Annotated in this window: 25 protein-coding genes; 11 read left to right on the forward strand and 14 right to left on the reverse strand. The window is 68.1% G+C overall.

Annotation, left to right across the window (positions count from 1 at the left end):
• The first annotated feature begins 141 nt into the window (after positions 1 to 141).
• Together BN3385_RS14095 and BN3385_RS14100 are read left to right on the forward strand one after the other, a co-directional pair.
• On the forward strand, positions 142 to 696 hold the full coding sequence (locus BN3385_RS14095) for a DUF3558 domain-containing protein (RefSeq protein ID WP_059021954.1): 555 nt from the start codon (positions 142 to 144) through the stop codon (positions 694 to 696).
• An 8-nt stretch (positions 697 to 704) separates the two neighbouring features.
• Positions 705 to 1250, forward strand: a complete 546-nt coding sequence (locus BN3385_RS14100; protein ID WP_059021956.1) for a DUF3558 domain-containing protein — start codon at positions 705 to 707, stop codon at positions 1248 to 1250.
• A 6-nt stretch (positions 1251 to 1256) separates the two neighbouring features.
• Here the strand turns inward: BN3385_RS14100 and BN3385_RS14105 are convergent, their stop codons facing one another.
• The gene (locus tag BN3385_RS14105) at positions 1257 to 1733 is read right to left on the reverse strand and encodes a SixA phosphatase family protein (RefSeq protein WP_059021957.1); all 477 of its coding nucleotides are present in this window, start codon (positions 1731 to 1733) and stop codon (positions 1257 to 1259) included.
• Between the two features lie 103 nt (positions 1734 to 1836).
• On the opposite strand from BN3385_RS14105, the gene BN3385_RS14110 reads away from it, so the two are divergent.
• A complete protein-coding gene (locus BN3385_RS14110; RefSeq protein WP_059017359.1) occupies positions 1837 to 2985 on the forward strand; it encodes a metallophosphoesterase family protein in 1149 nt (382 codons plus the stop codon).
• Positions 2982 to 5597, forward strand: a complete 2616-nt coding sequence (locus tag BN3385_RS14115; protein WP_059017360.1) for an AAA family ATPase — start codon at positions 2982 to 2984, stop codon at positions 5595 to 5597. The genes BN3385_RS14110 and BN3385_RS14115 overlap by 4 nt, the downstream gene beginning before the upstream one ends.
• A 3-nt stretch (positions 5598 to 5600) precedes the next feature.
• On the opposite strand, the gene BN3385_RS14120 is transcribed toward BN3385_RS14115, so the two are convergent.
• From BN3385_RS14120 to BN3385_RS14130, 3 genes are all read right to left on the reverse strand, one after another.
• Positions 5601 to 6965, reverse strand: coding sequence for a wax ester/triacylglycerol synthase domain-containing protein (locus BN3385_RS14120; RefSeq protein WP_059017362.1), 1365 nt, complete (start codon positions 6963 to 6965; stop codon positions 5601 to 5603).
• A gap of 105 nt (positions 6966 to 7070) precedes the next feature.
• The gene (locus tag BN3385_RS14125; RefSeq protein WP_059017364.1) at positions 7071 to 8429 is read right to left on the reverse strand and encodes an LLM class flavin-dependent oxidoreductase; all 1359 of its coding nucleotides are present in this window, start codon (positions 8427 to 8429) and stop codon (positions 7071 to 7073) included.
• A 74-nt stretch (positions 8430 to 8503) separates the two neighbouring features.
• The gene (locus BN3385_RS14130; protein ID WP_059017366.1) at positions 8504 to 9715 is read right to left on the reverse strand and encodes an acyl-CoA dehydrogenase family protein; all 1212 of its coding nucleotides are present in this window, start codon (positions 9713 to 9715) and stop codon (positions 8504 to 8506) included.
• Between the two features lie 118 nt (positions 9716 to 9833).
• Between BN3385_RS14130 and BN3385_RS14135 the strand changes: the two genes are divergently transcribed.
• Positions 9834 to 11102, forward strand: a complete 1269-nt coding sequence (locus BN3385_RS14135; protein WP_059017368.1) for an alpha/beta fold hydrolase — start codon at positions 9834 to 9836, stop codon at positions 11100 to 11102.
• Here the strand turns inward: BN3385_RS14135 and BN3385_RS14140 are convergent.
• The 4 genes from BN3385_RS14140 to BN3385_RS14155 all read right to left on the reverse strand — a co-directional run bounded on the left by BN3385_RS14140 (position 11092) and on the right by BN3385_RS14155 (position 16547).
• Entirely contained in the window at positions 11092 to 12750 is a 1659-nt protein-coding gene (locus BN3385_RS14140) for an ABC transporter family substrate-binding protein (RefSeq protein ID WP_059017371.1), read from the reverse strand. The two genes, BN3385_RS14135 and BN3385_RS14140, sit on opposite strands and share 11 nt — an antisense overlap.
• 67 nt (positions 12751 to 12817) lie before the next feature.
• Positions 12818 to 14659: a dipeptide ABC transporter ATP-binding protein gene (locus BN3385_RS14145; protein ID WP_059017373.1), complete on the reverse strand. Its 1842-nt coding sequence runs from the start codon at positions 14657 to 14659 to the stop codon at positions 12818 to 12820.
• On the reverse strand, positions 14656 to 15573 hold the full coding sequence (locus BN3385_RS14150; protein ID WP_059017375.1) for an ABC transporter permease: 918 nt from the start codon (positions 15571 to 15573) through the stop codon (positions 14656 to 14658). The genes BN3385_RS14145 and BN3385_RS14150 overlap by 4 nt, the downstream gene beginning before the upstream one ends.
• Positions 15570 to 16547: an ABC transporter permease gene (locus BN3385_RS14155; RefSeq protein WP_059017377.1), complete on the reverse strand. Its 978-nt coding sequence runs from the start codon at positions 16545 to 16547 to the stop codon at positions 15570 to 15572. Before BN3385_RS14155 ends, BN3385_RS14150 begins: the two co-directional genes overlap by 4 nt.
• A gap of 112 nt (positions 16548 to 16659) precedes the next feature.
• On the opposite strand from BN3385_RS14155, the gene BN3385_RS28195 reads away from it, so the two are divergent.
• Positions 16660 to 17004: a hypothetical protein gene (locus BN3385_RS28195; protein ID WP_156432752.1), complete on the forward strand. Its 345-nt coding sequence runs from the start codon at positions 16660 to 16662 to the stop codon at positions 17002 to 17004.
• Between the two features lie 39 nt (positions 17005 to 17043).
• On the opposite strand, the gene BN3385_RS14160 is transcribed toward BN3385_RS28195, so the two are convergent.
• From BN3385_RS14160 to BN3385_RS14185, 6 genes are read right to left on the reverse strand one after another with little or no spacing between them, the layout of a single operon-like run.
• Positions 17044 to 17343: a hypothetical protein gene (locus BN3385_RS14160; protein WP_059017379.1), complete on the reverse strand. Its 300-nt coding sequence runs from the start codon at positions 17341 to 17343 to the stop codon at positions 17044 to 17046.
• Positions 17331 to 18338, reverse strand: a complete 1008-nt coding sequence (locus tag BN3385_RS14165; protein WP_059017382.1) for an aromatic/alkene monooxygenase hydroxylase subunit beta — start codon at positions 18336 to 18338, stop codon at positions 17331 to 17333. The genes BN3385_RS14160 and BN3385_RS14165 overlap by 13 nt, the downstream gene beginning before the upstream one ends.
• A 1-nt stretch (position 18339) precedes the next feature.
• Positions 18340 to 18645 carry an MmoB/DmpM family protein gene (locus BN3385_RS14170; RefSeq protein WP_059017384.1) on the reverse strand — a complete coding sequence of 102 codons (306 nt, stop codon included), beginning with the start codon at positions 18643 to 18645 and terminating at the stop codon, positions 18340 to 18342.
• A complete protein-coding gene (locus BN3385_RS14175) occupies positions 18642 to 18974 on the reverse strand; it encodes a Rieske (2Fe-2S) protein (RefSeq protein ID WP_059017386.1) in 333 nt (110 codons plus the stop codon). The genes BN3385_RS14170 and BN3385_RS14175 overlap by 4 nt, the downstream gene beginning before the upstream one ends.
• On the reverse strand, positions 18967 to 19212 hold the full coding sequence (locus tag BN3385_RS14180) for a toluene-4-monooxygenase system B family protein (RefSeq protein WP_059017388.1): 246 nt from the start codon (positions 19210 to 19212) through the stop codon (positions 18967 to 18969). The genes BN3385_RS14175 and BN3385_RS14180 overlap by 8 nt, the downstream gene beginning before the upstream one ends.
• A 9-nt stretch (positions 19213 to 19221) precedes the next feature.
• Positions 19222 to 20706, reverse strand: a complete 1485-nt coding sequence (locus BN3385_RS14185) for an aromatic/alkene/methane monooxygenase hydroxylase/oxygenase subunit alpha (RefSeq protein ID WP_059017390.1) — start codon at positions 20704 to 20706, stop codon at positions 19222 to 19224.
• A 134-nt stretch (positions 20707 to 20840) separates the two neighbouring features.
• On the opposite strand from BN3385_RS14185, the gene BN3385_RS14190 reads away from it, so the two are divergent.
• The 5 genes from BN3385_RS14190 (at position 20841) to BN3385_RS14210 (ending at position 25617) form a co-directional block, all read left to right on the forward strand.
• Positions 20841 to 21332: a beta-class carbonic anhydrase gene (locus BN3385_RS14190; protein WP_059017392.1), complete on the forward strand. Its 492-nt coding sequence runs from the start codon at positions 20841 to 20843 to the stop codon at positions 21330 to 21332.
• Between the two features lie 77 nt (positions 21333 to 21409).
• Positions 21410 to 21931, forward strand: coding sequence for a MarR family winged helix-turn-helix transcriptional regulator (locus tag BN3385_RS14195; protein WP_082690468.1), 522 nt, complete (start codon positions 21410 to 21412; stop codon positions 21929 to 21931).
• 181 nt (positions 21932 to 22112) lie between these two features.
• Positions 22113 to 23042: a sulfate adenylyltransferase subunit CysD gene (cysD, locus tag BN3385_RS14200; RefSeq protein WP_059017395.1), complete on the forward strand. Its 930-nt coding sequence runs from the start codon at positions 22113 to 22115 to the stop codon at positions 23040 to 23042.
• Positions 23042 to 24892 carry an adenylyl-sulfate kinase gene (gene cysC, locus BN3385_RS14205; RefSeq protein ID WP_059017397.1) on the forward strand — a complete coding sequence of 617 codons (1851 nt, stop codon included), beginning with the start codon at positions 23042 to 23044 and terminating at the stop codon, positions 24890 to 24892. Before cysD ends, cysC begins: the two co-directional genes overlap by 1 nt.
• On the forward strand, positions 24889 to 25617 hold the full coding sequence (locus tag BN3385_RS14210) for a 3'(2'),5'-bisphosphate nucleotidase CysQ (RefSeq protein WP_059017400.1): 729 nt from the start codon (positions 24889 to 24891) through the stop codon (positions 25615 to 25617). Before cysC ends, BN3385_RS14210 begins: the two co-directional genes overlap by 4 nt.
• The last annotated feature ends 4 nt before the right edge of the window (positions 25618 to 25621 follow it).

Below are 25621 nucleotides of genomic sequence, written 5' to 3' on the forward strand. Positions count from 1 at the left end.
ACACCGCCTTCGCGGCGGAGTGCGAACCCTGTCGCGCGGCAACCTTGGAATCACCGACAAACCGGCAGGTCAAGCGGCATGTCGGTGGTTGGCTGCAGGGGTGCCCGCTACAGTGCATGCTGTGACTCGCAGCAGGTGCGCATGACAGCGGCGCGCAAACTGGCCGTGGCGGCGTTGGCCGTCGCGGCAGTGGTGGTGAGCGGATGCTCCTCGTCGGACTCCAGCGGCCCGGGCTCGCCGTCGTCGGCGCCCAACACTCCGTCGCCGGTCAACGCCAAGCACGGCCCGACCTTCCCGGAGTGTGGTGGCATCAGCGACCAGACGATGGCCGAGCAGACCCGGGTGACCGGTCTGGTGAACACCGCCAAGAACTCCGTCGGCTGCCAGTGGCTGGCCGGCGGCGGCATCCTCGGCCCGCACTTCTCCTTCACCTGGTTCCGCGGCAGCCCGATCGGGCGTGAGCGCAAGACCGAGGAGCTTTCGCGCACCAGCGTCGAGGACATCAACATCGAAGGCCACAGCGGATTCATCGCGATCGGCACTGATCCGACGCTGGGGGACAACCTGTGCGAAATCGGCATCCAGTTCAACGACGACTTCATCGAGTGGTCGGTCAGCTTCGCCGAGAAGCCCTTCCCGCCGGCGTGCGACGTCGCCAAGGAACTGACCCGGCAATCGATTGTGAACGCGAAATGAGCGCGGCGATGTGGCGGCGTCCGCTCGTCGGCGCGGTCGCGGTCCTGTCGGTGTTCGCCGCCGTCACCGGCTGCGCGCGCACCGTCGACGGCACCGCCGCCAAGTCCGGGTCCGGCCCGGTGGAGCGCAACGACAATTCCGCGCAGCAGTACCCGAACCTGCTCAAGGAATGCGACGTGCTGACCACCGACATCCTGGCCAAGACCGTCGGTGCCGACCCGCTGGACATCCAGAGCACCTTCGTCGGCGCGGTGTGCCGTTGGCAGGCCGCCAATCCGGCCGGTCTGGTGGACATCACCCGGTTCTGGTTCGAGCAGGGCAGCCTGGACAACGAGAAGAAGATCGCGGACTTCCTCAAGTACCAGGTGGAGAACCGCTCGATCGCAGGGGTGCGGTCCATCGTGATGCGCACCAACGACCCCAACGGGGGTTGCGGCGTGGCCAGTGACGCCGGCGGCGTGGTGGGTTGGTGGATCAACCCGCAGGCACCCGGGATCGACGCGTGCGGTCAGGCCATCAAGCTGATGGAACTGACGCTGGCCACCAACTCCTAGCGGGTCCTAACGGGGCACGTGGAAGGTCACCAGGCCCGCGCCGCTGAGTTGCAGCGCTGACCAGCCGACCGGTACCCGCAGCACGGCGATGGCCGAGGTGGGGAACTTCATGGAGATCTGAGCGGCCGCCTCATGGTCGGAGTCCTGCGGGTCGGCCAGGCCCAGGCTGACCTGGGACACCGTCGGTTCGTGCCCGACCACCAGCAGTGTGCTGACGTCGTCGAGCACCTGGTTGATCTCATCGATCATGGTGCCCGGGGTGGCGCCGTAGAGGCGGTCGGAGAAGTCGACAGGAGCGCTGATGCCGGTGCGTTCCAGGGTCTGTCGGGTCCTGGTCGCCGAGGAGCAGAGCACCTTCTCGATCGGCGGCAGGTTGCCGCGCAGCCAGTCCCCGGCCAGTCCCGCCTCCCGGATTCCGCGCGGGGCCAGCGGCCGCTGATGATCGCCGACGCCGCTGGGATAGTCGGACTTGGCGTGGCGCATGACGACCAGGGTGCGGGTGCTCACGCAGACAGGCTAAAGCGTGGACCGCACATGCCGGTCGAGGTCCCCGGACTTGTCGGCGGGCCGCCATACACTGCGGCCCATGCGATTCCTGCACACCGCCGACTGGCAGCTCGGCATGACGCGGCACTTCCTGGAGGGGGAGGCCCAGCCGCGTTATTCGGCTGCCCGGCGGGAGGCGGTGTCCGGCCTCGGTGCGCTGGCCGCCGAGACGGGCGCGGAGTTCGTCGTCGTCGCCGGTGACGTGTTCGAGTCCAACCAGCTCGCCCCCAAGGTCGTCAGCCAGTCACTGGAGGCCATGCGCGCCATCGGCGTTCCGGTCTACCTGCTGCCCGGCAACCACGACCCGCTCGATGCGTCCTCGGTGTACACCAGCGCGCTGTTCACCGCCGAACGCCCCGACAATGTGATCGTCCTGGACCGGGCCGGAGTGTGGCAGGTGCGCCCGGGCGTGGAACTCGTCGCCGCCCCCTGGCGGTCCAAGGCGCCGACCACCGACCTGGCCGCCGCGGCGCTGGCCGACGTGCCGGCCGACGGGACCACCCGCATCCTGCTCGCCCACGGCGGGGTCGACGTCCTGGACCCGGACCCCACCAAGCCCTCCCTGATCCGGCTGGCCGGCTTGGCCGATGCCCTCCAGCGCGGCGCGGTGCACTATGTCGCGTTGGGGGACAAGCACTCTCGCACCTGCGTCGGGGACAGCGGTCGCATCTGGTACTCCGGGTCGCCGGAGGTCACCAACTTCGACCATGTCGAGGCCGACCCAGGCCACGTCCTGGTGGTCGATGTGGACACCGACGATCCGGCACACCCGGTCACCGTGGCGTCCCGGCATGTGGGGCGCTGGCGCTTCATCACCCTGCGCCGCCCGGTCGACAACAGCCGCGATATCGCCGATCTCGACATCAATCTGGGTGAGCTGCCCGACAAGGACCGCACCGTGGTCAAGCACGCACTGGTCGGCACGCTGACGGTCACCGATCGTGCAGCGCTGGACGCCTGCCTGGACCGGCACGCCCGCCTGTTCGCCGCGCTGTACTCGTGGGAGCGGCACACCGACATCGCGGTGATGCCGGCCGACGGCGAGTTCGACGATCTCGGCATCGGCGGATTCGCCTCCGACGCAGTCGCCGAACTGGTGGAGACCGCGCGTTCCGGCGGGTCCGACGCCGGTGCAGCCCGCGCTGCGCTCGGGCTGCTGCTGCGGTTGCGAGAGGGGAGTGCGGCGTGATCCTGCACCGGCTGCGCCTGACCAACTTCCGCGGTGTGGCTGACCGCGAGATCGTGTTCCCCGATCAGGGTGTGGTGGTGGTGTGCGGTCCCAACGAGGTCGGCAAGTCCTCGATGCTCGAGGCGCTCGACCTGCTGCTGACCTACCGCGACCGTTCGGGACATCGGGACGTCAAGGCGGTCAAGCCCGCCAATGCCGATGTCGGCTCGGAGGTCGAAGCCGAGATCAGCACCGGGCCTTACCGTTTCGTCTATCGCAAGCGGTTCCACAAGAAGGCCGGCACCGAGCTCGACATCATCGCTCCCAAGCGTGAGCACGTCTCCGGCGACGAGGCCCACGACCGGGTGGAAGCGATGCTCGCCGAGACGCTGGACACCAAGCTGTGGGACGCCCAGCGGGTACTGCAGTCCGCGGCCACCGACGCGGTCAACCTGTCCGGCTCGGACTCGCTGGCCCGCGCCCTGGACGCCGCGGCGGGCGAGACCGATACCGCACCATCCGGTGACGACTCCCTGCTGATCGATCTCATCGACGCCGAGTATCTGAAGTACTTCACCGGAACCGGCCGGCCCACCGGGGCGTGGAAGGCGATCGCCGAACGCGTCAAGACGGCCGAGGCGGACGCGAATCGGTGCCTGCTCGCCGTGGAGGAAGTCAACGACCGGGTGTCTCGGCACGAGACGCTGACCGAGACGGTGCAGACGATCGACGAGTCGCTGGCGCCCGCGGGCGCGCGGCTGACCGCGGCCCGGATCACGCATGACGCCCTCACCGAGTTGCGTGACCAGTTGCGCCAGGCCCGCCAGGTGGCCGCCACGCTGACGGCGGCCAGCACCAACTCCGCGCTGGCCGACACCCAGCGCCGGCAGCTGGTCACCGACTGCCAACGGCGCGCGGAAACCCTTGTCGCACTGCAGAACCAGCTTGCTGTGGCCGAGCAGGAGGAAGCTGCCGCCCAGCAGGTGGCGCAGGCCGCGGGGACGGCGGCCGAGCAGGCCGGCACCGCACTCGACGGAGCCCGGCAGCGCTTCGATGCCGCACGGGCCGCGGCCCAGGCGTGTGTGGCCCGCGACGAAGCCGACCGGCTCGCCGCCCGGGTGACGAGCATCGATCAGGTCGAACGTGAGCTCGCCGAGGTGGCCGGGCAGCTGAGCGTCATCACGCTCACCGCCGCGATGCTGGCCGGCATCGAACAACACTGGGCCGCCGTACAACGGATCGAAGCACAGCTGCAGGCTGATGCCACCACCGTCGCGTTCACCGCACCGACTGATCTCGACATCACGGTCGACGGCCAGCCACGCACCCTGGCCGCCGGGGAAAGTTGGACGCAGCCGGCCTCGGCGGCAGTGGTCGTGGAGGTGCCAGGCGTGCTCGCCGTCCGCATCGACCCCGGTGCGAGTGCGGTCAAGCTGCACGCCGATCTCGCTGCCGCACAACAGCTTCTGGACCGTGCACTGGATGAGGCAGGTGTCGCCGACGTCGAGGCAGCACGTGCGCTGGACGCACGGCGCCGCGCACTCACCGAGAGCAGCACCACGCATATCGCCAAGCTGGAGGGTCTGTGCGCGAACGAGGACGCCGCCGTCCTGCGCGAGCGGCTGGCCGAGCTACGCGCCGCGGCATCCGACGGCGACCAGCTCGACGCCGAGACGGTGGCCGCCGAGCTGGCGGCAGCTGATGACGCGCTCCGGGCGGCTCGTACCGTCGCCGAGGCCAAGCAGAAGGCATCGGCCGAGGCGACGGCAGCCCACGCCGGAAAGTCCACGCAGGCAACGGTTCTGCGGACCCAGCACGCCGCCGCCGAGGCGGAGTCGGCCACTGTCCACGAGCAGCTGGCGACCGTGCGCGCCGCGCTCAGCGACGAGGCCGTCGCCGCCCAGGCCGCCGCGGACGCCGAGGAGCAGCGGAAGGCCGACGCGGTCGTCGCCGCCCTTGCCGAGCGGTACGGAGCCGCCGACCCGGCTGCGGTCGACGCGGAGCTCGCTGCCGCGGCGCAGGCCGTCGACGCACTGACTGCCCAGCGTGAGGCCGCCAAGCTGGAGTTGCACACCGTCACCGCCGAGTTGGGAGTCATCGGCAATGAGGGCAGGCAGAGCCAGCTCGATGACGCCCAGGCCGAGCTGAAACGGGCGCGCGCCGAGCATGCCCGCATCCAGGACCGGGCTCAGGCCGCCGCGCTGCTGCGCAACACCATGATCCGGCACCGCGACAACACCAGGCAGCGCTATGTGCAGCCGTATCGCGCCGAGCTGGAACGCCTGGGCCGCACGGTCTTCGGCCCCACCTTCGAGGTGGACGTCGATACCGAGCTCACCATCCGCACGCGCACGCTCAACGGCTGCACCGTGCCCTACGAGTCGCTGTCCGGCGGGGCCAAGGAGCAGCTGGGCATCCTGGCGCGGCTGGCCGGCGCGGCGCTGGTGGCCAAGGAGGACACCGTGCCGGTCATCATCGATGATGCGCTGGGCTTCACCGATCCCGAGCGGCTGACGAAGATGGGCACCGTCTTCGACACCGTCGGCAGCCACGGTCAGGTGATCGTGCTGACCTGCAGCCCGACCCGCTACCTCGGGGTCGAGGACGCCCACGTCATCGAACTGAGTGCCTGAGCGCTAGTCCGCGAGCGCCAGCACCTCGTCGAACCCCGCCACCAGGCAGTCGACGAACTCGTCGAAGTCCGGGATCGCCCCGGTGTCCACGTCGATTCCCAGCGAGCAGGTGTCGCAGTAGGTCAGCAACGTCACGTTGACCGCCGACCCGATGGTCGGGCCGAACGCGTACTGCATCAGCACCTTCGCGCCGCCGAGGTAGACCTGCACCGGAACCCCCGGCACGTCGCTGCACAGGAAATCGACGTGACGCAGCACCGAGCCGATGTACCAGCGCGGCATCAGGTTCAGTGCACCGGCGATCAGCTGGGTGTACGGCAGCGACTTCTCCGTGCGCACCTTCACCGTGCGTTCCCGGATCTCACTGATCCGCTGCGCGGGGTCGGCCACCCCGGCCGGAATATCGAAGCGCATCAACCCGATTCGGTTGCCGCCCATGCTGTCGCCGTCGGTGCGCAGGTTGATCGGCATCGTCAGGTGCAGATCGCCGACAGGCGCCCCGTGCTTCTCGTGATAGCGGCGCAGCCCGCCGGCCACCCCGGCCACAAACGCGTCGTTGAGTGAGCCGCCGCTGCGGTGAGCGGCCTCCCGCAGCGCAGCCAGCGGCACCTCGTGTACACCGAGGCGGCGCACCAGGGTGCGTTCGGTCATCAGCGGGGAGCCTGGCCGGCTCACCGGCCGCACGGTCCGGTACACCGACGCGGCGAGCTCGCTGGCCGCGGTCGCGGTCTGCAGTGGCCGCCGAATGGTGTTGAACAGCAACTTCGGAACGGTCTTGACAGTCTCGGTGACGGCCTTGCCGAGCAGGCCGGCGTCGTAGCGCACCGCGTCGCGGTAGCCGTCGAGCGGTTGCGCGGTGGTCACCGCCGGTTCGTCAGGCACCGCATCGATGGTCCGCGGTTCCTCGGTGAGATCGAACAGCGTCATCGCGATCTGCACGCCACCCACGCCGTCGGTCAGGGCGTGGTGGAACTTGCACAACACCGCCGCGCCGCCGTCGTCGAGCCCGTCGATCAGGGTGGCCTCCCACATCGGCCGGGCCCGGTCAAAGTCATCCATCGCGGCCAGCCGGGCCATCTCCAGCACGCCGTCGAGGTTGCCCGGCTGCGGTGCCGTCACCCGGCGCATGTGGAAGTCCAGATCGAAGTCCGGGGCCCACTCCCAGCGCGGCGGCGCCGGCGGCAGGGTCTCGACCACCCGCTGCCGGAACATCGGCAACTCCCGGCTGACGATGTCGAAGCGCTCCCGGATCAGTTCCCAGTCCGGTGAGCGGTCCAGCAGAATCACCGTCACCACGGTCGATCTCAGCCGCGGGTCGGATTCCATCGACCAGGTGAACGCGTCGGTATTACGCATGAATTCAGTCATCGTGTGCTCCGCCACAAACGTACGACGGCAGTGACACCCGACAGAAGATCACGCAGGCAACTCGGGACTTTCTCCCCTAACGGAGGTGTCCGATGACTCGGGTCATCACCCCGCGGCGTGCAGGCGGCGGCCCACGTTGGACTCCTCGGCACTGCCCAGCCCGAGGTGATCGCGCAGCGTGGTGCCGGTGTACTCGGTGCGGAACAACCCCCGCCGCTGCAGCACCGGCACCACCGCGTCGACGAAGTCGTTGAACGTGCCCGGCGTCGAGGCCGACGACACCATGAACCCGTCGGCCTCCCCGGCCAGGATCGACTCCTCGATCTGGTCGGCCACCTGCTCGGCGGTCCCGACGAACTGCGGCAGCAGCACACCCTGGGCATACCAGGCGCCGACATCGCGCAGCGTCAGACTGTCCCGGTTGGCCACCCGGCGCACCGCGTCGAAAAGCCCTTGCGTTCCGCTGACTTGGACGTCCTCGACCGGTGCGTCGAGGTCGTAGCCGGAGAAGTCGTGGTCGGTGTGCACCGACAGCGTGATCAGTCCGGAGATCGGGTCGGCCAGCTCGTTGTGATAGGCCTGCTTCTCCCGTGCGATCGACTCCGTCTCGCCGATGAACGGGATGAACGCCGGGAAGATCAGCACCGTGTCGGGGTTGCGGCCGAAGTTCACCGCCCGCGACTTGATGTCGTCGTAGTAGGCGCGCCGGCCCTCCGGGGTGGGGTCGATCTCGAAGATCGCCTCGGCCCACCGGGCGGCAAAGTCCCGGCCGGTGTTCGACGAACCGGCCTGGATCAGCACCGGCCGGCCCTGCGGCGAGTGCGGCACGTTCAGCGGTCCGCGGCTGCGGAAGTACTGCCCGTCGTGGTCGACGTGCCGGATGCGGTCCGGGTCGGCGAACACCCCGGACTGCTTGTCCTGCACCAGCGCGTCCGGCGCCCAGCTCGACCACAGTTCGAGTGCGGTGCGGACGAACTCATCGGCCCGCTCGTAGCGGAACTCGTGATCCAGATGGTTGTCGTGGCCGAAGTTCTGCGCCTCGCTCTGGGTCAGCGAGGTCACGATGTTCCACGCCACCCGGCCCCGGGTGATGTGGTCCAGGCTGGCGAAGATGCGGGCCAGCTCGTAGGGGTGAAAATAAGTGGCGGACTTGGTGATTGCCAACCCCAGATGGCGGGTAACGGCCGCGATGCTGGCCGCCACAATGGACGGGTCCAGCGTGGCGGTGGCCTGCGTGCCACGGCGCAGCGGCTCGGCGATCCCGTCGCCATAGCGGACCGGTGCGGCCAGCAGATCGGCGAAGAACAGGAAGTCGAACTTCCCGCGTTCCAGGATGCGCCCGATCCGGTGGTAGTACTCCGGGGTCAGGAAGGCCGGGTCGCTGGCGGGATGCCGCCAGGCCGCGTGCGAGTGGGTGACCTGCGAGGCGATCTGGAATCCGCCCAGGTGCAGCTGTCGGGTCATGGGGTGGTCCAATCTCGATTTGGGCGCGGTTGACGTCGCTCAGCGACGCCAACCGCGCCGAAATCGCACGAGGGTCAGAAGTAGGCGTTGGCCGGAATGGGCGTGCCGTGCAACAGGTTCTGGCCGATCACCCGCGCCTTGTAGGCCACCGGGTTGTGCAGCGTGATGGTGCGCACGTTGCGCCAGTGCCGGTCGAGATTGCGCTGACGGCTCGAGGCGCTGGCCCCGCCCAGCTCCAGCAGCCGGGTGGCCGCCACCGGGGCTACGTCGTCGAGGTGCACCTTGACCTTGGCCACCTTCAACTGGGCTTCGGTGGCCAGGTCGGCATCGGGCACGCCGTCGCGGACCGAGTCGGTGGCCGCCTCGACGGCCGCCGCCGCGTCCAGCACCGCGGCCTTGGCGACGTAGGCGGTGCTGGCCAGCTCGCCCAGCAGCCGCTGGTAGAGCGGGTCGTCCACCGGCGCTTCGGACAGCGCGTGGCTGAAGCTGCGGGTGCGCGAACGCAGCAGCTCCACTCCGTCATCGACCACGGTCTGCAGCACACCGGCCACCACCGCGTGGATGTAGAGCTGCAGCGAGGCGTACTGCACGGTCGGTTCGGGCTCGGCGTCATACGGGGAGTCCGACAGGATCTCGTCTTCGGAGACGTCGACGCTGGTCAGGATGGTGGTGCCGGTGCCGGTGCGGCGCTGCCCGAAACCGTCCCAGTCGTCGACCAGCCGCACGCCCTCCCGGTCGGCGGGGATGACGACGGTGGCCACCGAGTCGTGGTCGGTGGTGGCCGTGACGGTCAGGTAGTCGGCGAACAGCGTGCCGGTGCTGTAGTACTTCTCGCCGGTCAGCCGGTAGCCGCCGGGAACCGGCAGGAGCCGGGTGTTGAACACCAGGCTGCCCACGGCGTTGGAGCCCTTCTCGCTGAACGCGTTGCCGACGATCTTGCCCTCGGCGACCTTGGCCAGCCACTGCCGCGACCGCGCGTCGCTCAGCAAGCGCAGCCGCTCCTCGACGAACCAGAAATGCGTCCGGAAGATATGCGCCACAATGGGATCAGCGGCGGCGACGTCGATGATGGTGGAAAACAATTGACGCACAGTAAAATCCGATCCGCCGAGATCGGCGGGCAGGCGAAGCGTGCCGAAGCCGGCCCGTTTCAGCGCGTTGACTTGGTCAAAAGGGTTCTCGTCGTTGAGATCTCGATCTTTGGCGCCGGATCGGATTCTGGCGAGCAGGTCGGTGAACTCCGGCGTACCGGGCAGCAGGCGGTTGATGGGTTCGACTGTGGTCATGTCCCCGTTGTACCGACGGCACGATCGGGGGGCACTGCTTTGGATCACCCCGAACCGAACCGCGCATTCCATTCCCCGGCAACGCAGGGCAGAATCGAGTCATGGGAGACCGGCGCGGATGACGCTCAACGACAAGCGCCGTCGTGCCCATGAGAAGCTCGCCGCCCTGCCCGGGGTACGTCCGGTGCGCCGCCCGATGACCCCCGGTAGCGCCGACGAGTTCGACCTCTACTACGTCCGCTGCGGCCGCAAGACCAAGCACCCGGTCGTCATCATCCCTGGTGGGCCGGGGGTTGCCTCGATCGCGCTGTACCGCGGGCTGCGCAGGCGGGCGGCCGCCGAGGGCCTCGACGTGATCATGATCGAGCACCGCGGGGTCGGCATGTCCCGGCACGACGACCACGGTGCCGACCTGCCGCCCGAGGCGCTCACCGTCGCCCAGGTGGTCGACGACGTCGCCGCCGTGCTCGACGACGCGCAGGTCGACAGCGCCACCATCTACGGGACGTCGTACGGCACCTACATCGCCGCCGGGGTTGGGGTGCGCCACCCGAATCGGGTGCACGCGATGGTCCTGGACTCGCCGTTGCTGACCGCCGACGACATCGAGGTGGTCCGCACCGCCCTGCGCGACGTGCTCTGGCACGGGGAGGACCCGGAGACCGCGGACCTGGCCGACAAGGTCCGCCGGCTGTTCGACGACGGGGTGATGACCCCGGCCGCCGCCCAGCTGGCCGCGGCGGTGTACGGCTTCGGCGGGGTGCCGCTACTGGATCGCCAGCTCGACCTTCTGCTGCAGGGCCGGCATCTGCTGTGGACCGGCATGGGCATGGTGGCCGACCTGATGGTGGGGCGAAAAGCGCCATACCGCAACGAAACCGACCTGGTGGGCCGGATCGCCTACCGTGAGCTCAACTATGCGGGCACCCCCGACGGGCTGCCGCTGGACCCGGCGGTGGCGATGCGCGATTTTGCCCCCGGCGACACCCGGTTCGAGGCCGAACCCTTCGACCTGGTGGCCGAGATGCCGAAGTTCAGCTGGCCCACTGTCGTCATCTCCGGCGGCCGGGACCTGACCACCCCGCCGGAGGTCGCCGACCGGGTGGCCGAGTTGATCCCCGGTTCGGTGCTGGTCCGGCTGGACACCACCGGGCACAGCGTGCTCGACAGCAGGGAGCGGGCCGCGCTGCGGATCGCCTCGGCGGTGGCAGCCGGGCGCGCGGCCAGCCTGCCCGCCCAGGCCTCGGCGCTGGACGCCATGCCGGCCCCGCCTGCCCTGCGGCTGATGGTGTCGGCCATCGGCACGGCCGCTCGGGTCGAGGCGGCGCTACCCGAGGTGGTGCCGAAGCTGGTGGGCCGGGTGCAGCGCCGGCCGGCTACTTCGTGAAGCCGATCGCGCTGTAGTTCAGGTCGCCCAAGCCGGCGGGCCCGAAGTTGGCCAGATTGCTGCGGACCGCGACATTGCCGGGCGATTGGAACAGCGGCAGGCTGAACACCTCGCCCCAGATCAGCTTGTCCACCTCGTTGGCCAGTGTGCGGGCCTTCTCCGGATCCAGTTCGTCGAGCACCTCTTCCACCTTGGCGTCGATCTCCGGGCTGCTGATCTTGCCGAAGTTGCTCTCGGCGCCGGTGGTGTAGATCTGGTTGAGGCAGCACAGCGCGAATGCGTCTGCCACCCAGGAGAACTGGGTGATGTCGAAGTCGCCGACGTTGACGTAGTTGGTGAAGAAGCCGTTTCCGGGTTTGGCGTCGATCTCGAGCTTGACCCCGATCTGGGCCAGGCTGTTCTGCGCCACCAGCGCCACCTGGCGCGTGGTCTGCGCGTCGTAGAGGACGTCGCGGATCACCAGTTGCTTACCGTCCTTCTCCCGGAACTGGCCGTTGAGCTTCCAGCCCAGCGCGTCCAGTTCGGCCTTGGCCTTCTCCGGGTCGTAGGCCACCACAGCGCTGTTGTCCTGGTAGCCCTTCTGGCCTGCGACGAAGATGTGGTTGTTCAGCGGTACCGGCTTGTCCACCAGGCCGCGCTGGGTGACGTCGACGATGGCTTGGCGGTCGATGCCCTTGGCGACGGCCAGTCGCAGCGCCTTGTCCGAGAGGATCGAGCCGGGTGCGCCGTTGAAGGTGAAGTGATACCAGCTCAGGCCCGGGGTGCGCCGGATCGAGATTCCTGCGGTGCGCCGCGCGATGGTCAACTCGTCGAGCGAGGACAGCCCGGTGGCGTCGATGGTGTTGTTCTGCAGTGCCGGAATGCGCGCGGCGTCGTCGAGCACCAGGTAGGTGATCGAGTCCAGCAGCGGCGGCGTGCCCCACCACTTGGGGTTGCGGGTCAACACGATTCGCTGTGCGGTGCGGTCGATCGTGGAGATCAGGAACGGGCCCGCCGACGGGCCGGGGTTGGTGAGCTGACCTTTGTTGAACACCTCGGGGTTGGCGGTCATCGACTTCGGCAGCAGCATCGTGTTGCCGGCAAACATGCCGCGCCACTCAGCGTAGGGCTTGGCGAAGGTGACGACGGCCTGCCGGTCGTCGACGCCGCGGGTGACCGAGCCGACCCGGTCGCTGCCGTTCGGTGCGGCGATCGCGAAGGCCTTGTCCTTGCCGCTGGTGGCATTGATCTGCGAGGCGATGTCCTCCCAGGTGATCGGTGTGCCGTCGGACCAGGTGGCTTTCGGGTTGATCGTGTAGGTCACCACCTGCGGGCTGGTCGACGTCAGCTCGACGTTGGTGAAGTAGTCGTTGTTCACCTTCATCGACCCGTCGGCGGCGATGATGAACGCGCGCGGCATGGTGGGCTTGAGCATCGCGCCGGTGTCGGCCTCGTTGCCGTCGATGTTGAGGGTGTTGAAGTTCGCCGGGAACGACGACAGCGCCAGGCGAAGGTTGCCACCGTTACGCAGCGTGGACGGGTCCTGCGGGTTGATATCGCTGGTGGTGCCCACCTCGGCATTGCCGCCCGCCGAGGGCACCTCCTGCTTGCCCGAGGAACAGCCGGATAGAACCACCACGACCGCGGTTCCGGCCGCGAGCAGACGCATAATCGCGTTGCGAGGGCCTGATGAGTGCGATTTTGCGTCTGCTCGCCAGAAAGTCACGGAAACGATGCTAGCGGCGGGTCGGATCTGGTTGCGGAATAGCGGCCAGCAACTTTCTGGTGTATTCGTGCTGCGGGTTGCCGAAGATGTCGTCGGCGTCGCCGTACTCGACGATCGCGCCGCGGTACATCACCGCTACCCGGTGCGCCAGCACCTTGACCACCGACAGGTCGTGCGACACGAATAGATACGACAGGTCGAACTGGCGCTGCAGATCCAGCAGCAGGTTGATGATGCCGGCCTGGATCGACACGTCGAGCGCTGACACCGGTTCGTCGAGGGCCAATATCTTCGGCTGCAGCGCCAAGGCTCGTGCGATCCCGATCCGCTGCTTCTGGCCGCCGGAGAATTCGCCCGGATAGCGGCTGGCGTCGCTGCGGCCCAGTCCGACGATCTCCAGCAGTTCGGCCACCCGGTCGTCGATCCGGGTCTTGTCGAAACCGTTGGCCTGCAAGGGTTCTGCCAGTAGGTCGAAGACCGGCAGCCGCGGGTCCAGGGAGGCAACTGGATCCTGGAACACCACCTGCAGATCGCGGCGCAACTCACGGCGGCGGGCCGCACTCAACTCGGCGACGTTCTCACCGAGCACCGTGATGGTCCCGGCCTGCGGTGCGCGCAGTTCCAGAATCTCGTGCAGCGTGGTTGATTTCCCCGATCCGGACTCGCCGACGATGCCCACGGTGCGGCCGCGCTGCAGGTCGAAACTGATCCCGTCGACTGCCCGGACCTCACCGATCGTGCGGCGGAACACCACACCCTTGGTCAGCCGGTAGGTCTTGGACAGGTCCCGCACGCTGACCACGACCTCCGGGTCGGCGTCGTCGTCGGCGACCACCGGCTGGGTGGACACCGCGTAGATGTCGGCGGCGTTGCGGCCTGCGACGAGTTCGGTGCGGATACATGCCGCGCTGTGTCCCTCGCCGACCGACTCCAGGGCCGGTTCGGCGGTGCGGCAGTCGTCAACGGCGAGCGGGCAACGCGGGGCGAACGGGCAGCCCGGCGGTAGGTTCACCAGTGACGGAGGGGCGCCGGGGATCGGCACCAGGCGCGAGCCCTGCGGGGAGTTCAGCCGCGGCACCGAACCCAAAAGGCCTGCGGTATAGGGCATTCGGCGGTCCCGATAGAGCACGTCGACGTCGGCCACCTCGACGGCCCGCCCGGCGTACATCACCAGGGCGCGGTCGGCGAACTCGGCCACCACACCCAGGTCGTGGGTGATGATCAGCACCCCGGCGCCGGTCACGTCACGAGCGGTCTTGAGCACCTCGAGAATCTGGGCCTGCACGGTGACGTCCAGTGCGGTGGTGGGCTCGTCGCAGATCAGCAGATCCGGGTCGTTGGCGATCGCGATCGCGATGACGACGCGCTGGCGTTCGCCGCCGGACAGCTCGTGCGGGAAGGCCCGGGCGCGGCGGTCGGGCTGGGCGATGCCCACCAGCTCCAGCAGTTCCACCGCGCGGGCGCGGGCCGCCTGCTTGGACACGTCGTCGTGGTGCACCCGGATCGCCTCGGCGATCTGGTCGCCGACGGTGTAGACAGGGGTCAGGGCCGACATCGGGTCCTGGAAGACGGTGCCGATCCGCTTACCGCGGATCTGCGACATCTCCGCGTCAGACAGTCCGAGCAGTTCCCGGCCGCCCAGGCGTACCGACCCCGTCACCTCCGCGTACTCGGGCAGCAGCCCGATGACGGCCATCGCGGCCGCGGACTTGCCCGACCCGGATTCGCCGACCATCGCCACCACCTCGCGGGGCGCCACCTGGTAGCTCAGGCCGCGGACGGCCCGCAGATCGTCGGCGTCGGTGGGGAAGCCCACGGTCAGGCCGCGGACCTCCAGCAGGGGCTCGGTCATGAGCGCTTCTTCTTCCGGCGCCGCAGGTTCGCACTGCCCGGGTCCAGGGCGTCGCGCAGTCCGTCACCGGTGAGGTTGGCGCACACCAGGATCAGCACCAGCACCCCGGCCGGGAACAGGAACACCCATGGGAACGTCGTCGCCGATTTGGTGCCGTCGGCGATCAGCGTGCCCAGCGACACGTCCGGCGGCTGGACACCGAATCCCAGGAAACTCAAACCGGTTTCGGCCAGGATCGCCACGCCGACGTTGAGCGCGGTGTCGATGATCAGGATCGAGGCCACGTTGGGCACGATATGTCGGGTGATGATCCGCCAGCTCGGCACACCCATATACCGTGCCGCCTGGACGAATTCGCGCTCCCGCAGGCTCATCGTCAAACCGCGCACCATCCGCGAGCTGACCATCCAGCTGAAGCCGGCCAGCAGCACGATCAGCAGCGCGATATTGGCGGAGTTCTTGGTGCGCGGGGTGATGATCGCGATCAGGATGAAGCTGGGCACCACCAGCAACAGGTCGACGAACCACATCAGCGCCCGGTCGCGCCAGCCGCCGAAGTACCCGGCGATCGAGCCGACCGTGGCGGCGATGGCCGTGGAGATCACCGCCACGCACAGGCCGATCAGCATCGACTTCTGCATCCCGCGCAGGATCTGGGCCAGCAGGTCCTGGCCCAGGGCGTTGGTGCCGAACCAATGCTCCGGGCTGGGTGGGGACTGCAGGTTGTAGAAGTCCAGATCGGTGTAGGACCACGGCAGCAGCGGCGGCAGGGCGTAGCAGCCGATGAAGAGCAGCACCAGCACCACCAGCGAGCCCATCGCCAGCCGGTTGCGGGCGAACCGGCGCAGCACCAGGGTGCGCCGCGAGGCGAACTCCTCGGGTTTGACCCCCGAGCGGGCCGAGGTGTCGGTCATGTCACCCGCACCCGCGGGTCCAGGATCGCGTAGATCACGTCAGAGAGCAGACCGGCCAGCAGCACCACCGCACCGGAGAACAGGGTGATGGCCGCGACGATGTTGGTGTCCTGGGTGGCGATGCCCTGTACCACCCATTCGCCCATGCCGTGCCAGCCGAAGATCTTCTCGACGAACACTGCGCCGGTCACCAGACCGGCGACGCCGTAGGCGAACAGGGTGGCCATCGGGATCAGCGCGGTGCGCAGGCCGTGCTTGAACAACGCCTGGCGGCGGGTCAGGCCCTTGGCCCGGGCGGTGCGGATGAAGTCCTGGCCCAGCACATCGAGCATCGCATTGCGTTGGTAGCGGCTGTATCCCGCGATCGCCGCCAGCGCCAGCGTGGTAGTCGGCAGGATCAAATGCTGCAGCCGGTCGACGAACTGATTGAGCGGGCCACCGATGGCGTCCGGTGAGGTCTCCCCGGTGTACTCGAAAAGGCGAACGCCGAGAACGGTGTTCACGTTGAGCGCGGCCAGGATCAACAGGTTCGCGATCACGAACGTCGGAGTACTGATCACCAGTAGCGACAGGAAGGTGATGACGCGGTCGGATAATCGGTACTGCCGGATCGCGCCCCACGCCCCGACCACCACGCCGATCACGGTGCCCAGCACCGAGCCGATCACCAGCAGCCGCAGGCTCACCCCGATCCGCCGCCACAACTCGTCGGCGACGGGCTGGCCGTTGACGGTGGTGCCGAAGTCACCGCGCACCGCGCCGGCCACCCAGTGCCCGTAGCGCAGCGGGATCGGCTTGTCGAGGTCCAGCTCGGCGGCCTTGGCGTCGATGACGGCCTGCGGCGGGCGCGGATTGCGCTGTAGCAGGCTGTTGAGCGGGGCGAACGTCAGCGAGGTCAGGCTGAACGTCAGGAACGACGCCAGCGCCAGCAGAACCAGGTAGTTCAGCAGACGGCGCGCCAGAAATCGCGTCATGCGCGCCTGCCTGGCACTTGGTGCATGGAGCACAGGGTAGGAGATGGCGGCGGCGAACGACGGCAGGAGGGCGGTGGGTTTATCGCGTCGGCGCTCGGGTAGGCCCCGGGGCGTGAAGCACATCACCCATCGACTGCTCGGGGTTCTGCTGGCTGCATTGGCTCTGGGGCCGCTGGCGGCCTGCGCCGACAACGGTCAGACCGGCACCGACACGACAACCAGCCCCAGCCCCACCACCACGCACACCTCGCCGCCCGGGGCGTTGACTACCGGGCCGGCGACCTCGGAGAGTCCAGAGCCCAGCAGCACCTTCACCAGCGACCCCAGCATCACACCGCGCTCGGCTTCCCCAAGTTCGCGTCCGCCGACGGGGGCACCGTCGGGGCAGCAGCAAGTCCCCACCGGCGACGTCGACCCGCCGGGCGGACCGCCCGGGCTGCCCGGCGGTGACAACTGAGGGTACGGATAGCGCAGGTTTGCGGTCACCGGCTCGCGGTTAACCGACCAGTATGAAACCGAAGAAGCCCACACCGCATTCGCGGGTCAAGGCCTTGTCGGCGGTCATCGGGGGTAGTGCCATCGTCGCCATGGGGGCATTGACCACCGCAGTCGCCGACGAGCCTGGCGGCACCATCGTGTCGGACCCCGGGACGTTCACCTCACCGGTCACCTCGGAGATGACGACGGGGGAGACCACGTCGTCGGCGACCGATGAGCCGACGAGAGCTCCGGAGGTGGCGACGCCACCGGTGACCGCGACGACACCCGAAGCGCCGTAACGCCTCAGCTGCTCCACGATTCGGTGAACGCCGCCACCGACGTCGCCACGCGGCTGCGCACGGTGTCGAGGTCCAGCGGTGTCGGCGCGTCGGCGAACGTCACGGCAAGGCCGTCGACCGCACGGTCGGCCAGCGGCCGCCAGGCGTTCGCCCAGCCCTCGATCACCGCGCGGTTGTCCGGGTTCTGCGCGATCGCGTAGCGGGCCAGTGCCGCACTCCAGGCCTGGCTGCGGGTGGTGTCCACCCGCGACTCCTGCAGCAGGGCCGCGGTCAGGCCGTCGCCGTTGGTGCTGGCGAGGTCGACGAACGCCTCCTTGAACAGGGCATCCAGGGTTGGCTTGACCACCAGGTTCAGCGCGGTGAACGCCTCACCCCAGTCGTAGGCCAGCAGCAGCCGCTCGAGCGCCTCGCGGGCGGGCTGCCAGGCGTCGTCGAGTTCCCAGATGCGGCGGGTGGCCTCGGTGTTGGCCAGCTGGGTGCCGTGGGTCAGCGACAGCGACTTGGCGCGGTAGGCGATCCACTGCAGAGCCCGCAACTCGTCGGCGGCGCCGAAGAAGGCCGCGTTGGTGATGTAGGCGCTCGGCCCGAGCTGGCCGAGGTAGAGCGAGGTGATCTGGAGGACGTGGAAGGCGAATCTGGCTGGGAGATAGACCCGTTCGAGTACGGCCACCCACGCCGGATCCAGATTCTCGTCGTGGTTCAGCGCCTCGTAGTGGTCGACGACCCCTTCGGCGTAGACCTCGCGGTCATGCTGCAGCGCGATGTAGCGGCGGTAGTTCAGCGCGGCCGGGTCGCGGAAGCCTTCCCAGTCCGGTGCCTGCAGCGGGGATCCCTCGCGATGCTTGATATACCACTGGTTGATGTCGCTGTTCGGGTCCAGGTCGAACGGCGCCGGGGTGCGGTTGAAGTGGTAGTGGAACTTGCCGGTGACGGCCTCATACTCGGTGGGCTTGCGGCGGGTGTCGCCGATGACGCTCCAGGTCTTGAGCCGGCGGGGTGCGGCTGCGGTCATGTCAGTCCTCTCGTTCCAGGAACCAGTGCAGTTCGTCGTCGCCGACGTAACGCATCCGGCCCGCGAATCCGGCGATCGCCGGCTCTAGTGATGCCAGCGGAATAGGCTGTCCCGCTGCGTCTTCCAAGCTTGCCCGGGTGACCCGCAGGAACCACGGCGCGTGAATGCGGACGTAGCCGGCATGGTCGTCGATGGTGATCTCGGCCTCGGGGTTGTCCACCGTGATCGCTTCGGTGAGGGCGTCGACCACGTCCGGGTCGAAGCCGCGCACGATCGGCCCGACGAGTTTGGGTTCGATGCTGGTCATGTGTTGTCTCCGTTCAGCAGGACCGTGATCTGGTCGCCGTCGCGGCGCACCGGGTAGCTGCGCAGCCGGCAGCCCGGTGGGTTGACCCCGTCGCCGGTGGTCAAATCGAACTCCCAGCTGTGCGCCGAACAGGTCAGCACATCGTCGACCACCTCGCCGTCACCGAGCGGGAAACCGGCGTGCGGGCAGGTGCCCTCGTAGGCGCGGATCTCCCCGGTGCGTAAGTGCGCCAACAGGATCGGCTGATCACCCACGTAGAACTCGGCGACCTCGCCTTCCCACAGGTCGTCAACGGTGGCCACCGGGGCCCACGCCAGCGTCTCACTCATAGAACGCCTCGACGTGGTCCACAGGGCCGACGCCGGCTGCGCCGATCGGCACTGCGGGATCCAGCACGGAACCGTTGTGGCGCAGCCGGATCGGGGCGTCTCTGCGGGCCACCCGTCGGCCCACCACGTGGTGGGCGATCTGCTGGCCCACCGAGTCGACGGTGTCGCCGTCGTCGACCGGGATGAGCAATTCCAGGATGTCGCCCTCGAATAGGGCGGTCAGCGGAAGCAGTGCCATGGTGCCCTCCTACTTCTTCGCCCAGGCGTAGTCGTCGGCGTCGCGGCCCTGTTCATCAGGCGACAGGCCGAAGTACTCCAGCACGGTGCCCAGATCGGGAGGGCTGATCTCCCCGGAGAGCACCCGGTCGATCAGCGACTGGTGGCCGGCGAACCGCTCCGGACGCTGGGTGAAGATCCAGCGGCACGGTTCCGAGCAGAACAGGTACTTCCGCCCGTCGTGCACGTGGGTCAGCGGCGCGGGATCGGTGTGGGCGCCCACGAGCACCCCCGCAGACCGCACGATCGGGAGCTGGCACAGGTTGCAGGTTATGGGCAGCGTCTCGGGCAGGGTGGCGGCGATGTCGCCGGCGCGCACGTTCTCGGTGATGACGTCCCAATGCTTACCGAAGGTGCGGTTCCAGCCCGGGTACTTCTCCTCGAGCCACAGTCGTTCCTCGGCCGACACCCCGGCGTCGGGGTTCCACCACACCGTCGGGCGGTAGTTCCACACCCCGAGGTGGATGGCGTGGTGATACCAGGTCAGCTCGTCGATGAATTCCTGCCAGTACCAGGGGTATTCGAGGCCGAAATCGCGGAACTGGTCGGCGAACTGCTTGACCACCCAGTCCTCGATGAACTCCTTGAAGCTCATCCGCCGGCTCTCCAGCGGGGTGTAGTAGTCCATCGACAACCCGGTGAGCAGCGCGAAGATTCGCCACGACCGCCAGAACATGTGGTCGATCAGGAACTGGCCCCACTCCTTCTCGCCGTTGTCGATGAGCACCTTGATCGTCGGCTCGCCCTGTTGGGCGTGGCGGGCCTCGTCGGTCTGGATCGAGGAGATCAGCGCGCCGAACTCCAAATCGCCCACGTCGATCGCGTCGGCGGCCATCCCGAGGAACTGCAGATTGGTGAACCCGGTCTCCAGGGTGAACGTCAGCTGCAGCGCGATCGAGGTGGCGTCGTTGGCCACGAACATGTCGTCGAACAGGTAGCGCACCGCCAGCACGATCCAGTCGTTGGTGTGGAACGCCTTGAGTGCCCAGTCTCCGCGCGGTTCCTTGTCGAGCAGGCCGTAGGGGAAGAAGGCCTGGATCTGGCCGTGCCGGATCTCGTCGAGGGTGCCGAACGTCGCGGTGTTGCGCCACGCCGCGGCGCGGCCGAACCGGCCCATCCGCGCCTCGCCGATGGAGGCCAGGTACTCGGGCATGGTGATCGCCCCGTAGTGGGCGACGATCACCGATTTCCAGCCGGGGTCGAGTGCGTCGAACAGCTTGGAGCGTCCGATCGCGTTCTTCAGGGAGTAGGTGGTGGTGTCCTTGGTGACCTGGTTATGGACGTATTCGCGGTAGCCGATCTTGTAGGGCTCGTCCCACTTCAGCCAGCCCTCCGCGGACACGCGATGCGAGCCGGAGAGTGCCTCGGGGAACGCTTCCTCCTCGGTGACGTAGCGGAACGTCCAGTTGGTGTCGCGAGCCAGGTCGTACCAGTCGCTGCGGGAAAGTTTGGGCATGGGACGTAGGCTGCGCCAGATGCCGAGGAATCCTAACTATTGAAATCGGGATGATTCTCACTGGTGATCTGGGCCGGTGTGCGGCCTTACGATCCACCCGGAATGTTGTGTGTCAGCCGAATCAGGAGGAACCAGTGACCGTCACCGACGACTACCTGGCCAACAACGTCGAGTATGCCAAGACCTTTTCCGGCCCGCTGCCGCTGCCGCCGAGCAAGCATGTTGCCGTGGTTGCGTGCATGGACGCGCGGCTCGATGTCTACCGCATCCTGGGGCTCAAAGATGGTGAGGCGCATGTGATCCGCAATGCCGGCGGGGTGGTCACCGATGACGAGATCCGCTCGCTGGCCATCAGCCAGCGGCTGCTGGGCACCAAGGAGATCATCCTCATCCACCACACCGACTGCGGCATGCTGACCTTTACCGACGACGCGTTCAAGCGCGATCTGCAGGACGAGACGGGCATCAAGCCGGAGTGGGCGGCCGAGGCGTTTCCTGACGTGGAAGAGGACGTCCGCCAGTCGCTGCGCCGCATCGAGCTCAGCCCGTTCGTCACCAAGCACGAATCGCTGCGCGGGTTCGTCTTCGACGTGGCGACCGGCAAGCTCAACGAGGTCGTTCTCTGAGGCACGGCGAAGAACGTCACCGGAGCCTCGACTCGAAAATCGTCGGGGCGCTGGACCGCATCGGGGACGCACTGCACGTGCTGGCCCGGCGCGCGGCCGAGGCCCACGACCTGTCGAGCACCCAGCTTCGGGTGCTCAGCTGGTTGTACGTCGGCCCGCCGCCGGCCGCACGCAGCACCACACTGGCGCGCGAACTCAACGTCTCCGATCCCACGGTCAGCGATGCCATCGGCACACTGACCCGCAAGGGGCTGATCACTCGCCGTCGCGATCCTTCGGACCGGCGCAGTCACGAACTGATCCTGACTGCGGCCGGCCGCAAGGTCGCCGCCTCGGTGCACCGCTGGACCGCCCCGGCCGAGATCGCCACGTCCAAGCTGGACCGCGCTGAGAGTGAGCAGCTGCTTGACAGCCTGATCGTGGTGCTCGGGCAGTTGCACGACGCAGGCCTGCTGCCGGTGAGCCGGGCCTGCAGCACGTGCACCCATCTCGGGGTGGAGCAGGGGCGGCCGCGCAGCTACCGCTGCCTGTTCTACGACACCCCGATGGCCGTCTCCGACCTCCGGGTGGACTGCGCCGACCACGTCGCCGTGGGCTGATCGTCCATCGAGTCTGCGCACAGCGCGCGAATCACGCCGATGTCGCGAGCTGTGCGCAGGCTCGGTGCGCTCTGCGCAGTCTCGACGCATGAACACAAACCTTGACTTCGTCCACCTTGCTCGCTAGATTCCCGACTAGCTTTGTAATTCTGGTCAAACCTACCAACTTTACGAGGAAACTATGGCGAGTCCGGCTGTCGAACGCCCCCTTCCGGGGCAGTACGAGCTGAGCCACCTGCGGTCCCTGGAGGCCGAGGCGATCCACATCATCCGCGAGGTCGCGGCCGAGTTCGAGCGGCCGGTGCTGCTGTTCTCCGGCGGCAAGGACTCCATCGTGATGCTGCATCTGGCCAGCAAGGCGTTCGCGCCGGGTCGGCTGCCGTTCCCGGTGATGCACGTCGACACCGGCCACAACTTCGACGAGGTGATCTCCACCCGCGACGAGCTGGTCGAGCGGTACGGCGTGCGCCTGGTGGTGGCCAGCGTGGAGGAGGACATCGAGGCCGGCCGGGTGGTCGACAACGGACCCTCCCGCAACCCGCTGCAGACCGTGACGCTGCTGCGTGCCATCCGGGAGAACAAGTTCGACGCCGCGTTCGGCGGAGCCCGCCGTGACGAGGAGAAGGCCCGCGCGAAGGAGCGGGTGTTCAGCTTCCGCGACGAGTTCGGCCAGTGGGACCCGAAGGCCCAGCGGCCCGAACTGTGGAACCTCTACAACGGCCGGCACCGCAAGGGGGAGCACATCCGCGTCTTCCCGCTGTCGAACTGGACCGAGTACGACATCTGGGCCTACATCGGCGCCGAGGAGATCCCGCTCCCGGCCATCTACTACGCGCACACCCGCCCGGTGTTCCAGCGCGACGGCATGCTGTTGGCCGTCCACGAGTACATGCAGCCCAACGCTGACGAGCCGGTCTTCGAGACCTCGGTGCGATTCCGCACTGTCGGCGACGTGACGTGCACCGGCTGTGTGGAGTCGACGGCCGCGACCGTCGAGGACGTGATCGCCGAGACCGCCGTGTCGCGGCTGACCGAACGTGGCGCGACCCGCGCCGATGACCGTATCTCCGAGGCCGGTATGGAAGACCGCAAGCGAGAGGGCTACTTCTGATGGCAACGCTTTTGAGGATCGCCACCGCCGGTTCGGTCGACGACGGCAAGTCCACCCTGATCGGCCGGCTGCTCTATGACTCGAAAGCGGTCATGGAGGATCAGTTGGCCGCCGTCGAGCGCACCTCGCGGGAACGCGGTAACGACTACACCGACCTCGCCCTCGTGACCGACGGCCTGCGCTCCGAGCGCGAGCAGGGCATCACCATCGACGTCGCCTACCGCTACTTCGCCACGCCCAAGCGGAAATTCATCATCGCCGACACCCCGGGCCACATCCAGTACACCCGCAACATGGTCACCGGCACGTCGACCGCCCAGCTGGTGATCGTGCTCGTCGACGCCCGCCACGGTCTGCTCGAGCAGTCCCGCAGGCATGCCTTCCTGGCCTCGCTGCTCGGTGTGCAGCACGTGGTGCTCGCCGTCAACAAGATGGACCTGATCGATTGGGACCGTGAGCGTTTCGAGTGGATCCGCGACGAGTTCCACGCCTTTGCCGCCCGGCTGGACATCCAGGATGTCACCACCATCCCGATGTCCGCACTCAACGGCGACAACGTGGTCACCAAGTCCGACAAGGCGCCGTGGTACGACGGGCCGCCGCTGCTCAGCCACCTCGAGGACGTCTACATCGCCGGTGACCGCAACCTGGTCGACGTCCGCTTCCCGGTGCAGTACGTGATCCGTCCGCAGACCGTCGAACATGCCGACCACCGCAGCTACGCGGGCACGGTGGCCAGTGGTGTGCTGCGTCCGGGCGACGAGATCGTGGTGCTCCCGAGCGGAAAAACCAGCCGTATCACCACTATTGACGGACCCAGCGGACCCGTCGAGGAAGCCTTCCCCCCGATGGCGGTGTCGATCAGCCTGGCCGACGACATCGACATCTCCCGCGGTGACCTGCTGGCCCGGCCGCAGAACCAGCCGACCGCGACGAACGAGTTCGACGCGACGGTGTGCTGGATGGCCGATGATGCCGCCCTGGAACCGGGCCGCGACTACATCATCAAGCAGACCACCCGCACCACGCGCGCCCGGGTGGCCGGCCTGGACTACCGCCTCGACGTCAACACCCTGCACCGTGACAAGAGCGCAACGGCGTTGAAGCTCAACGAACTCGGCCGTGTCACGCTGCGCACCCAGGTGCCACTGCTGCTCGACGAGTACTCGCGCAACTCGGCAACCGGGTCCTTCATCCTGATCGACCCCGACACCAATGTGACGGTGGCCGCGGGCATGGTCCGTGATACCGCGCCCGCCGCCACCCGCAGTGCCACGCCGAACACGGTGCGCCACCAGTCGCTGGTGAGCGCCGGTGACCGGCTGACCAAGGGTCGCACCCTGTGGTTCACCGGCCTGTCCGGCTCGGGCAAGTCGTCGGTTGCGGTGCTGGTGGAGCAGAAGCTGCTCGAACACGGTTGCCCCGCTTACATTCTCGACGGTGACAACCTGCGCCACGGACTCAATGCCGACCTTGGCTTCACCATGGCCGACCGGGCGGAGAACCTGCGCCGGCTCGCCCATATCGCCACCCTGATGGCCGACGCCGGCCTGACCGTGCTGGTGCCGGCGATCAGCCCGCTCGAGGAACACCGGGAACTGGCTCGCACGGTGCATGCCGATCAGGGGGTGGAGTTCCTCGAGATCTTCGTTGACACCCCGCTGGAGGACTGCGAGAAGCGTGACCCGAAGGGCTTGTACGCCAAGGCGCGGGCCGGGGAGATCACCCACTTCACCGGTATCGACAGCCCGTATCAGCGGCCCAAGAACCCTGACCTGCGGCTGACGCCGGACCACAGCCCGGACGAGCTGGCCGACCAGGTAATCGAGCTGCTGGAAGCTCCGCGATGACCGATCACGACCTGGCCGCCACGCTGGCCGCCGAGGCCGGCGAGTTGCTGCTCGGCGTCCGTGCCGAGCTGGCTGATGCCCCTGCCGCCGAACGAAAAGCAGCCGGCGACAAGCGCTCTCACGATTATCTGATGGAGGCGCTGGCCAAGGCGCGTCCCGGCGACGCGGTGCTCTCCGAGGAGGGTGCCGACAATCCGGTGCGGCTGAGCAGTCAGCGGGTGTGGATCGTCGACCCGCTCGACGGCACCCGGGAGTTCTCCGAACTGGACCGGGACGACTGGGCGGTGCACGTTGCGCTGTGGCAGGACGGTGAGCTGATCGCCGGTGCGGTGGCCCTGCCCGCCCAGGGCGTCACGCTGGCCACTCCGACCGTCGCCGCCCCGCCGGCCTGGCCGCAGGCCCCACGCGTGGTGGTCTCGCGAACCCGACCGCCCGCGGTCGCACTCGAAGTCCGCGACGCACTGGGCGGCACCCTGGTCGAAATGGGTTCGGCCGGAGCGAAGGTCGCCGCCGTCGTGCAGGGCCGCGCAGATGTCTACGTGCACGCCGGTGGACAGTACGAGTGGGATTCGGCGGCACCGGTGGCGGTGGCGCGGGCCGCGGGGTTGCACACCTCGCGGATCGACGGGTCGCCACTGCTGTACAACCGGCCCGATCCGCTACTGCCCGACCTGGTGGTGTGCCGGCCCGAGTATGCCGAGGCGGTGCTGGCCGTCACGAAGTAGCGTG

The sequence above is a fragment of the Mycobacterium sp. M26 genome, assembly GCF_001494595.1.
Taxonomy (GTDB): Bacteria; Actinomycetota; Actinomycetes; order Mycobacteriales; family Mycobacteriaceae; genus Mycobacterium.

Excerpts from the sequence above, each read along its gene's own strand:
- BN3385_RS14095 (WP_059021954.1), top strand. The coding sequence starts at position 142 with ATGACAGCGGCGCGCAAACTGGCCGTGGCGGCGTTGGCCGTCGCGGCA.
- BN3385_RS14100 (WP_059021956.1), top strand. The coding sequence starts at position 705 with ATGTGGCGGCGTCCGCTCGTCGGCGCGGTCGCGGTCCTGTCGGTGTTC.
- BN3385_RS14105 (WP_059021957.1), bottom strand. The coding sequence starts at position 1,733 with ATGCGCCACGCCAAGTCCGACTATCCCAGCGGCGTCGGCGATCATCAG.
- BN3385_RS14110 (WP_059017359.1), top strand. The coding sequence starts at position 1,837 with ATGCGATTCCTGCACACCGCCGACTGGCAGCTCGGCATGACGCGGCAC.
- BN3385_RS14120 (WP_059017362.1), bottom strand. The coding sequence starts at position 6,965 with ATGACTGAATTCATGCGTAATACCGACGCGTTCACCTGGTCGATGGAA.
- BN3385_RS14125 (WP_059017364.1), bottom strand. The coding sequence starts at position 8,429 with ATGACCCGACAGCTGCACCTGGGCGGATTCCAGATCGCCTCGCAGGTC.
- BN3385_RS14130 (WP_059017366.1), bottom strand. The coding sequence starts at position 9,715 with ATGACCACAGTCGAACCCATCAACCGCCTGCTGCCCGGTACGCCGGAG.
- BN3385_RS14135 (WP_059017368.1), top strand. The coding sequence starts at position 9,834 with ATGACGCTCAACGACAAGCGCCGTCGTGCCCATGAGAAGCTCGCCGCC.
- BN3385_RS14140 (WP_059017371.1), bottom strand. The coding sequence starts at position 12,750 with ATGCGTCTGCTCGCGGCCGGAACCGCGGTCGTGGTGGTTCTATCCGGC.
- BN3385_RS14145 (WP_059017373.1), bottom strand. The coding sequence starts at position 14,659 with ATGACCGAGCCCCTGCTGGAGGTCCGCGGCCTGACCGTGGGCTTCCCC.
- BN3385_RS14150 (WP_059017375.1), bottom strand. The coding sequence starts at position 15,573 with ATGACCGACACCTCGGCCCGCTCGGGGGTCAAACCCGAGGAGTTCGCC.
- BN3385_RS14155 (WP_059017377.1), bottom strand. The coding sequence starts at position 16,547 with ATGACGCGATTTCTGGCGCGCCGTCTGCTGAACTACCTGGTTCTGCTG.
- BN3385_RS14165 (WP_059017382.1), bottom strand. The coding sequence starts at position 18,338 with ATGACCGCAGCCGCACCCCGCCGGCTCAAGACCTGGAGCGTCATCGGC.
- BN3385_RS14170 (WP_059017384.1), bottom strand. The coding sequence starts at position 18,645 with ATGACCAGCATCGAACCCAAACTCGTCGGGCCGATCGTGCGCGGCTTC.
- BN3385_RS14175 (WP_059017386.1), bottom strand. The coding sequence starts at position 18,974 with ATGAGTGAGACGCTGGCGTGGGCCCCGGTGGCCACCGTTGACGACCTG.
- BN3385_RS14180 (WP_059017388.1), bottom strand. The coding sequence starts at position 19,212 with ATGGCACTGCTTCCGCTGACCGCCCTATTCGAGGGCGACATCCTGGAA.
- BN3385_RS14185 (WP_059017390.1), bottom strand. The coding sequence starts at position 20,706 with ATGCCCAAACTTTCCCGCAGCGACTGGTACGACCTGGCTCGCGACACC.
- cysD (WP_059017395.1), top strand. The coding sequence starts at position 22,113 with ATGGCGAGTCCGGCTGTCGAACGCCCCCTTCCGGGGCAGTACGAGCTG.
- cysC (WP_059017397.1), top strand. The coding sequence starts at position 23,042 with ATGGCAACGCTTTTGAGGATCGCCACCGCCGGTTCGGTCGACGACGGC.
- BN3385_RS14210 (WP_059017400.1), top strand. The coding sequence starts at position 24,889 with ATGACCGATCACGACCTGGCCGCCACGCTGGCCGCCGAGGCCGGCGAG.